This window comes from Mycobacterium sp. (assembly GCF_050700595.1).
In the GTDB taxonomy this organism is placed as follows: Bacteria; Actinomycetota; Actinomycetes; order Mycobacteriales; family Mycobacteriaceae; genus Mycobacterium.
Genome location: NZ_JBOHHI010000083.1, coordinates 1 through 8,643, shown reverse-complemented (window position 1 = coordinate 8,643; position 8,643 = coordinate 1). Strand labels below are relative to the sequence as shown.

General features: G+C 67.9%; 7 protein-coding genes. 5 read left to right on the top strand and 2 right to left on the bottom strand.

Translation table 11 applies throughout. The features are described 5' to 3' along the window. The 5 genes from secD to ACRDTL_RS08570 all read left to right on the top strand — a co-directional run. Positions 1–1,036 (top strand): protein translocase subunit SecD (gene secD, locus ACRDTL_RS08590; RefSeq protein WP_431506284.1); only part of this gene is annotated, 1,036 nt, incomplete at its 5' end. 4 nt (positions 1,037–1,040) lie between these two features. Further along, positions 1,041–2,276, top strand: a complete 1,236-nt coding sequence (secF, locus tag ACRDTL_RS08585) for a protein translocase subunit SecF (protein WP_431506283.1) — start codon at positions 1,041–1,043, stop codon at positions 2,274–2,276. A gap of 86 nt (positions 2,277–2,362) precedes the next feature. Next, positions 2,363–4,012 carry an ABC transporter substrate-binding protein gene (locus ACRDTL_RS08580; protein WP_431506282.1) on the top strand — a complete coding sequence of 550 codons (1,650 nt, stop codon included), beginning with the start codon at positions 2,363–2,365 and terminating at the stop codon, positions 4,010–4,012. Further along, a complete protein-coding gene (locus ACRDTL_RS08575; protein WP_431506281.1) occupies positions 4,009–4,533 on the top strand; it encodes an adenine phosphoribosyltransferase in 525 nt (174 codons plus the stop codon). The genes ACRDTL_RS08580 and ACRDTL_RS08575 overlap by 4 nt, the downstream gene beginning before the upstream one ends. A gap of 64 nt (positions 4,534–4,597) precedes the next feature. Beyond that, positions 4,598–6,916 (top strand): RelA/SpoT family protein, encoded by a 2,319-nt coding sequence (locus tag ACRDTL_RS08570; RefSeq protein ID WP_431506285.1) that lies wholly within the window; start codon positions 4,598–4,600, stop codon positions 6,914–6,916. A gap of 137 nt (positions 6,917–7,053) precedes the next feature. On the opposite strand, the gene ACRDTL_RS08565 is transcribed toward ACRDTL_RS08570, so the two are convergent. Both ACRDTL_RS08565 and ACRDTL_RS08560 read right to left on the bottom strand, forming a co-directional pair. Beyond that, entirely contained in the window at positions 7,054–8,292 is a 1,239-nt protein-coding gene (locus ACRDTL_RS08565) for a DUF349 domain-containing protein (protein WP_431506280.1), read from the bottom strand. Between the two features lie 40 nt (positions 8,293–8,332). After that, positions 8,333–8,643: peptidylprolyl isomerase (locus tag ACRDTL_RS08560; RefSeq protein WP_431506279.1), on the bottom strand; the 311-nt coding region annotated here is incomplete at its 5' end.

The following is an 8,643-nucleotide window of genomic DNA, read 5'->3' as shown; positions in this document are numbered from 1 at the left end:
GTACGAGGCCACCCGTTGCAACCAAGACGACATCCTGGCCGGTAATGACGATCCCAACCTGCCGCTAGTGACCTGCGACAAGGACCACAAGGCGGCATACTTGCTGGCGCCGTCGATTATCAGCGGTGACCAGATCGAGAACGCTACCTCGGGTCTGGACCAACGCAGTGCCGGCTACGTCGTCGACGTGCAGTTCAGGAGCGGGGCAGCTAACACCTGGGCGGATTTCACCGCCGCCCATATCGGCACCCAGACCGCGTTCACCCTGGACTCGCTGGTGGTGAGTGCGCCATCGATCCGCGAAGCGATCCCCGGCGGCCGGACCCAGATCACCGGTGGAGATCCGCCGTTCACCGCTGACACGGCACGCCAGCTCGCCAACGTCCTCAAATACGGATCGCTGCCGCTGTCGTTCGAATCGTCAGAAGCCGAAACCGTCTCGGCGACACTGGGATTGACGTCACTGCGGGCGGGCTTGATCGCCGGTGCGATCGGTCTGGTGTTGGTGCTGGTGTACTCGCTGCTGTACTACCGGGTGCTGGGATTGCTGACCGCGTTGTCGCTGGTAGCTTCCGGCGCAATGGTTTTCGCGATCCTGGTGTTGCTGGGCCGATATATCAACTACACCCTGGATCTGGCCGGCATCGCGGGTCTGATCATCGGTATCGGCACTACCGCCGACTCGTTCGTGGTGTTCTTCGAACGCATCAAAGACGAGATCCGGGAAGGCCGATCGTACCGCTCGGCGGTTCCGCGCGGGTGGGCTCGCGCCCGTAAGACGATTGTGTCAGGCAACGCGGTCACCTTCCTGGCCGCCGCGGTGCTGTACTTCCTGGCGATCGGACAGGTCAAGGGGTTTGCGTTCACCCTGGGGCTGACCACGATTCTCGACCTGGTCGTGGTGTTCCTGGTGACCTGGCCGCTGGTATACCAGACGTCCAAGTCGGCGACACTGGCCAAGCCGGTATACAACGGCCTGGGAGCCGTCCAGCAGGTCGCGCGCGAACGGCGCGCCGCAGCAGCAGGACGGGGATAGCGAAATGGCATCGAAAGCAACAGAAGCCGTAGAACTCACCGAGACCGTCGCCGACGACAGCATCGCCCGGCAGCCGCACCACAGTTTCTTGTCCCGGCTCTACACCGGTACCGGTGCATTCGAGGTGGTCGGGCGCCGCTGGCTGTGGTACGCGGTCAGCGGCGCGATCGTGGCGATCGCGATCGCCAGTATCGTGTTGCGCGGCTTCACTTTCGGCATCGACTTCGCGGGCGGCACCAAGGTGTCGTTTCCGCGCGGTGACACCAGTATCACGCAGGTGAAGGACGTTTTCCGGCAGACGATCGGCACCGACCCCGAGGCGGTGGTGATCGTCGGCAGCGGCGCGTCGGCGACCGTGCAGATTCGCTCGGAACACCTGACCAACGACGAGACCGCCAAGCTCAAAAACGCGCTGCTCGACCGCTTCGGACCCAAGGGCGCCGACGGGCGGCCCAGCAAGCAGGCCATCAGCGACTCCGCGGTGTCATCGAGCTGGGGGGGTCAGATCACCAAGAAAGCGGTGATCGCGCTGGTGGTGTTCCTGGTGCTGGTCGCGCTGTACATCACCGCGCGCTACGAGCGCTACATGGCGGTCTCCGCGCTGGCGGCGATGTTCTTCGACGTGACCGTGACCGCCGGCGTGTATTCGCTGGTCGGTTTCGAGGTCACCCCGGCCACGGTCATCGGGCTGCTGACCATTCTGGGGTTCTCCATCTACGACACCGTCATCGTGTTCGACAAGGTCGAGGAGAACACCCACGGCTTCCAGCACACCACCCGGCGCACGTTCGCCGAGCAGGCCAACCTGGCGGTCAACCAGACGTTCATGCGCTCGATCAACACCAGCCTGATCTCGGTGCTACCGGTGGCCGCGCTTCTGGTCGTCGCGGTGTGGCTGCTGGGCGTGGGCACGTTGAAGGACCTGGCGCTGGTGCAGCTGATCGGCATCATCATCGGCACCTACTCGTCGATCTTCTTCGCCACCCCGCTGCTGGTCAGCCTGCGTGAGCGCACCGAGCTCGTACGCACCCACACCCGCCGGGTGTTGCGGCGGCGCAACCCGGACAACGCCTCCGAACAGGAGTCCGGGAAGGGCGAGGCGCCGACGGAATCGACCGGCGACGAGCCGCAAAAACCGGCGACTTCGTTAGGCAAGGCGCCGAGCAAGCCGGCGCCCGGCGCGCGACCGGTCCGGCCCGGCAGCCGTCACGCACGCCCGACTGGCAAGCGGAACAAGTAGCGCACGGCGACGATGCAGAGCGCGCAGCCCCGATGAGGTGGGGTCCCCGCGTAGCTGGGGAGAGCCGGGCAATCATGCTGCGGGCGATGGCTGCCTGGCGTCGGCGCGTGGCCGCCAGCTGGCTGGCGGTCATCCTGGTGACCGGGCCGGCCACCCTGACGGCGTGTTCGGGCAGCGCCGCCGGGCGGATCGACTACGCGGTGGACGCCCCGCTGGTCAGCTATAACGCCAACACGGTCACCGGCGCCGCCTCGGCGGCCGCGCAGGCGTTCGCTCGCACACTGACCGGGTTCGGCTACCACGGCCCGGACGGCCAGGTGGTCGCCGACCGCGATTTCGGCACCGTCTCGGTAGTCGGTGGTGCACCGTTGGTGCTCGACTACCAGATCTCCGATAAGGCCGTCTATTCCGATGGCAAGCCGGTCACCTGCGATGACGTGGTGCTGGCGTGGGCGGCCAACTCCGGCCGGTTTCCCGGCTTCGACGCCGCCAGCCGGGCCGGCTACGTCGACATCGGCGCCGTCGAGTGCCAGCCGGGCCAGAAGAAGGCACGGGTGTCGTTCGTCCCGGATCGTGGTGTGGTCGACTACGACCAGCTGTTCACCGCGACCTCGATGATGCCGTCGCACGTCATCGGCGAAGAGTTGGGCGTTGACGTCACCGCGGCGCTGCTGAGCAACGACGTGCCGGTCGTCGAACGGATCGCCAAGCTGTGGAACACCTCCTGGGACCTCAGATCGGGCCAGAACCCCAGCCACTTCCCGTCGTCGGGGCCGTATCGGATCGAATCGGTGCTGAATGGCGGTGCGGTGGTGCTGGTCGCCAATGACCGCTGGTGGGGAGCCAAGCCGATGACAAAGCGGATCACGGTCTGGCCGCAGAAAGCCGACATCGGTGACCGGGTCAACGACCAGAGCATGGATGTCGTCGACGTCGCGGCCGGGTCGTCGGGGTCGTTGATCACGCCGGACAACTACCGGCGCACCGATGCCCCGTCGGATGGCATTCAGCAGTTGATTTTCGCGCCGCACGGCCGGTTCGCGGACACTCTCGTGCGCCGCGCGGTCGCACTGTGCATACCGCGTGACGTCATCGCCCGCGACGCCGGAATGCCGATCGCCAACGGCCGGCTACACACCGCCGCGCGCGACGCCGTCGGTGAAGCCGAAAACGTTCCTGCGGCCGGGCAGTTCATCCAAGCGAACCCCGACGCCGCGCGGGACGCGCTGGGCAGGGCGCCGCTGACGGTGCGGATCGGCTACCGGGCACCCAACGCGCGGCTGGCCGCCGTTGTCGGAGCGATCGCCAAGGCCTGCGCGCCGGCCGGGATCACGATCTCCGACGTCACCTCGGAGTCCGCCGGCCCGCAGACACTCAAAGACGGGCAGATCGACGTGCTGTTGGCCAGTACCGGCGGCGCAGCCGGCAGCGGATCGACCGGGTCGTCGGCGATGGACGCCTACGACCTGCACACCGGCAACGGCAACAATCTGCCCGGCTACAGCAACGGCCAAATCGACGGGATCATCAACGCGCTGGCGGTTTCCGCCGACCCGACCGAACTGGTCCGACTGCTCGCTGAGGCCGCGGCGGTGCTGTGGGCCGACATGCCGACGCTGCCGTTGTACCGTCAGCAGCGCACTCTGCTTGCATCGAAGAAGATGTATGCCGTCGGCACCAATCCGACCCGCTGGGGTGCCGGCTGGAACATGGATCGCTGGGTGCTGGAGCGGTGAGGTCCGTCGATGAGCTCATCGCGTCGCTGACCCGGGAGGTGGCGGACTTCCCGACGGTGGGGATCGCATTCAAGGACCTCACCCCGTTGTTCGCCGACCGTGGTGGGCTGGCCGCGGTCACCGACGCGTTGGCCGACGTCGCGTCCGGCGCCGACCTGATCGCCGGTATCGACGCCCGCGGGTTTTTGGTGGGCGCCGCGGTCGCGACCCGGCTGGGCACCGGTGTGCTGGCCATCCGCAAGGGCGGCAAGTTGCCGCCGCCGGTGCGCGCCGAGCCCTACGACCTGGAATACGGCACCGCCAGCCTGGAGATCCCGGCCGACGGTGTCGAGTTGGCGGGCCGCAGCGTCGTCATTGTCGACGACGTGCTCGCCACCGGCGGCACGCTGGCGGCGGCGCGGCGGTTGCTCGAACATGCCGGCGCCCGGGTGACCGTGGCCGGCGTGGTACTGGAGTTGACCGCGCTGGGCGGGCGCGAACTGGTGGCGCCGCTGCCGGTGCACAGCCTGCGCAGTATCTGAGCGATATCCTGGGAGGTCGGAGGTGACGAACGTGGCGGACGACCAGCGCACAGCGGTTGAGCCGATCGTGGACTCGCCCCCTGTCTCCGACGCACTGGCGAGCGAGCCTCGGGTAGGCCTCAAGACATCCACCAGCGCGTCGCGCCGGGTGCGGGCCCGGCTGGCACGGCGGATGACCGCCCAGCGCGGCGCGCTCAACCCGGTGCTGGAGCCGCTGGTGGCGGTGCACCGCGAGATTTACCCCAAGGCCGACCTGTCGCTGCTGCAGCGGGCCTACGACGTCGCCGAGCGGCACCACGCCGACCAGACGCGGCGTTCCGGGGATCCCTACATCACCCACCCGCTGGCTGTGGCCAACATCCTCGCCGAGTTGGGGATGGATACCACGACGCTGGTGGCCGCGTTGCTGCACGACACGGTCGAGGACACCGGTTACACGCTGGCGGCGCTGTCCGAGGAATTCGGTGAGGAGGTGGGCCACCTCGTCGACGGGGTGACCAAGCTGGACCGGGTGGTGCTGGGCAGCGCCGCCGAGGGCGAGACGATCCGCAAGATGATCACCGCGATGGCCCGCGATCCACGAGTGCTGGTGATCAAGGTGGCCGACCGGCTGCACAACATGCGCACGATACGCTTCCTGCCGCCGGAGAAGCAGGCCCGCAAAGCTCGGGAAACGCTGGAAGTGATTGCGCCGCTGGCACATCGACTGGGTATGGCGACGGTGAAATGGGAGCTGGAGGATCTGTCGTTCGCGATCCTGCACCCCAAGAAATACGAGGAGATCGTACGGCTGGTGGCCGGCCGGGCACCGTCGCGGGACACCTATCTGGCCAAGGTCCGCAACGAGATCGTCGCCACCCTGACCGCGTCGAAGATCAAGGCGACAGTTGAGGGCAGGCCGAAGCATTACTGGTCGATCTACCAGAAGATGATCGTCAAGGGCCGCGACTTCGACGACATCCACGACCTGGTCGGAATCCGCATCCTGTGCGACGAAATCCGTGACTGCTATGCCGCTGTGGGCGTTGTGCATTCGCTGTGGCAGCCGATGGCCGGCCGGTTCAAGGACTACATCGCCCAACCCCGCTACAGCGTGTACCAGTCACTGCACACCACCGTCGTCGGGCCAGAAGGCAAGCCGCTGGAGGTGCAGATCCGCACCCGGGACATGCACCGCACCGCCGAATACGGCATCGCCGCACACTGGCGCTACAAGGAAGCCAAGGGCCGCAACGGAGTTCCGCATCCCCATGCGTCAGCCGAGATCGACGACATGGCCTGGATGCGTCAACTGCTCGACTGGCAGCGGGAGGCGGCCGACCCCGGCGAGTTCCTGGAGTCGCTGCGTTACGACCTTGCCGTGCAAGAGATTTTCGTGTTCACGCCCAAGGGCGACGTGATCACGTTACCGGCCGGGTCGACACCGGTGGACTTCGCCTATGCCATCCACACCGAGGTCGGGCACCGCTGCATCGGCGCGCGTGTCAACGGGCGGCTGGTGGCGCTGGAACGCAAGCTGGAAAACGGGGAAGTCGTCGAGATTTTCACCTCCAAAGCGCCCAACGCCGGACCGTCGCGGGACTGGCAGCAGTTCGTGGTGTCACCGCGCGCCAAGACCAAGATTCGCCAGTGGTTTGCCAAGGAGCGGCGTGAGGAAGCACTGGAGGCCGGCAAGGAGGCGATGACACGCGAGGTGCGTCGCGGCGGACTTCCGTTACAGCGCCTGGTGAATGGCGGTTCGATGGCCGCGGTGGCCAACGAGCTGCACTACGCCGACGTGTCCTCGCTCTACACCGCCATCGGTGAAGGGCACGTGTCAGCACGGCACGTGGTGCAGCGGCTGCTGGCCGAGCTCGGCGGCATCGACCAGGCCGAGGAGGAGCTCGCCGAGCGGTCCACCCCGGCGACGATGCCCCGGCGCCAGCGCAGCACCGACGACACCGGTGTTGCGGTGCCGGGTGCCCCCGGTGTGCTGACCAAGTTGGCCAAGTGCTGCACGCCGGTTCCGGGCGATGCGATCATGGGGTTCGTCACCCGCGGCGGCGGGGTCAGCGTGCACCGCACCGACTGCACCAACGCCGCGTCCCTGCAGCAGCAGGCCGAACGCATCATCGAAGTCGACTGGGCACCGTCGCCGTCGTCGGTGTTTTTGGTGGCGATTCAGGTCGAGGCGCTCGACCGGCACCGGCTGCTGTCGGACGTGACGCGGGTGCTGGCCGACGAGAAGGTGAACATCTTGTCGGCGTCGGTGACGACATCCGGTGACCGGGTGGCGATCAGCCGGTTCACCTTCGAGATGGGTGACCCCAAGCATCTGGGCCACCTGCTGCGGACGGTCCGCTCGATCGACGGCGTCTACGACGCCTACCGCACTACCAGCTGACTCACGGCGGCTCACCCGGGCACGGTCAATGTCCAGCGTGCCCATCTGCCATCAATCTTATGTAGGCAGCGGGGCACGCTAGACACTCAGATCGGCTCCGGTCAGCGGGGCACGCTAGACACTGAGATCAGCTCCGGTCAGCCGGAGAACTCGGCGAGGGTGCGCTCGGCCTCGGCCAGCCAGGACTGCCGGGCCGCGAGCGCCTCTGCCGCCCGTTGCCGGCCCGCCTCGTCCCCGTCCTGCTCTGCCCTGGCCAGCTCGGCGTCCAGCTGGGAGATCGCCGCGCGGAGCTGGTCGACGGTCTTGCGGGCCCTGGCCAGCGCCTCCGGGTTGGTCCGCCGCCAGGCCGCGTCCTCGGCCTTGCGGACTGCCTCGTCCACCCGGCGCAGGCCGCCCTCCAACCGGTCATACGCTTCCCTTGCTACCGATCCGGCCCGCTCCCAGCGCTCGTGGATGTCGCGCAGTGCCCGTCGCGTCGCGCGCGGGTCGGTGACCGGGAGCAGCTTCTCCGCCTCAGCGAGGAGTCCCTCCTTCGCCGCCGCGTGCTCGCGAAGCTGGGCGTCCTTGGCCGAGAACGCCTCGGCCCTGGCGCCGAAGAACGCGTCCTGAGCGGCCTTGAACCTAGCCCAGAGCTCCTCCTCGGCGGGCCGGTCCGCCCTGCCCGCCTGCTTCCAGGACCGCATCAGCTCACGGTAGACGGCGGCGGTGGGGCCCCACGCGGTCGACGACATCATCGCCTCTGCCTCGCTGACCAGCTTCTCCTTGACGGCCCTGATCTCCTCGCGCTCCTGCCCCAGGCCGGCGAAGTAGGCCTTCCGGCGCTTGGTGAACGCGTTGCGGGCGGCCGACAGCCGCTTCCACAGCGCGGTCTCCGCGGCCCGGTCGCCGCGCGGCGCTGCCTTCCACTCGTCCAGTAGCTGGCGCATCCGCTCGCCACTGGCCTTCCAGTGAGTTGCCTCGGCGGCGATCCGCTCGACCTCGGCCACAATGCGCTCCTTGACCTCCAGCGCCACAGCCCGGGTCTGCTCGCGCGCCGCCCTCGTCTCCTCCTGCTTCTGCGCGACCAGCGCGGTCATGGCCTCGAGGCGGCCGCGCAGCCCGTCCAGGTCGCCGACCGCGCGGGCATCGCCGACATGGACGAGCAGGCGGCTGATCGAGGATCGCGCCTGGGCGGGCGAGAGGTCAGTGGTCGTGATCCGCTGCTCGAGCAGGCTGGCCTCGGTCTCCAGCGCCTCGAACTTGCGCTGGAAGAATGCGAGCGCCTCGTCCGGGCTGCCCGCCTGCCACGAGCCCACCAGCCGCTCGCCCTCGGCAGTCCGCACGTAGACGGTGCCGTCCTCGTCTACCCGGCCCCACGGGTTGTTAGCGGTGCCCACCGCAGCCTCCTGCTCGGTACCCGAACCGTCGCTGCCCGGCTCAGGCCTTCCTAATGGTGACGCTCTCGATGATGACCTTCTCCTTCGGGTGCCCGTCACCGGGCGCGTTGGAGTTGTCGCTGCCCGCTTTCGCTACATTCTGGATAATAGAGAGCCCGCCGGTGATCGTGCCAAACGGCGTGTAGTCCGGGGGCAGCGGCGAGTTGCGATAGACGAGGAAGAACTGGCTGCCGTTGGTGCCCGGACCCGAGTTGGCCATGGCGACGGTCCCGGCCGGGTACCTGGCGCCGGCCAGGTTCTCGCTGGCGAACTCGTAGCCAGGCCCGCCGGTCCCGGTGCCGGTCGGGTCGC

Coding starts and splice junctions, on each gene's coding strand:
- secF (WP_431506283.1), top strand. CDS start 1,041: ATGGCATCGAAAGCAACAGAAGCCGTAGAACTCACCGAGACCGTCGCC.
- ACRDTL_RS08580 (WP_431506282.1), top strand. CDS start 2,363: ATGGCTGCCTGGCGTCGGCGCGTGGCCGCCAGCTGGCTGGCGGTCATC.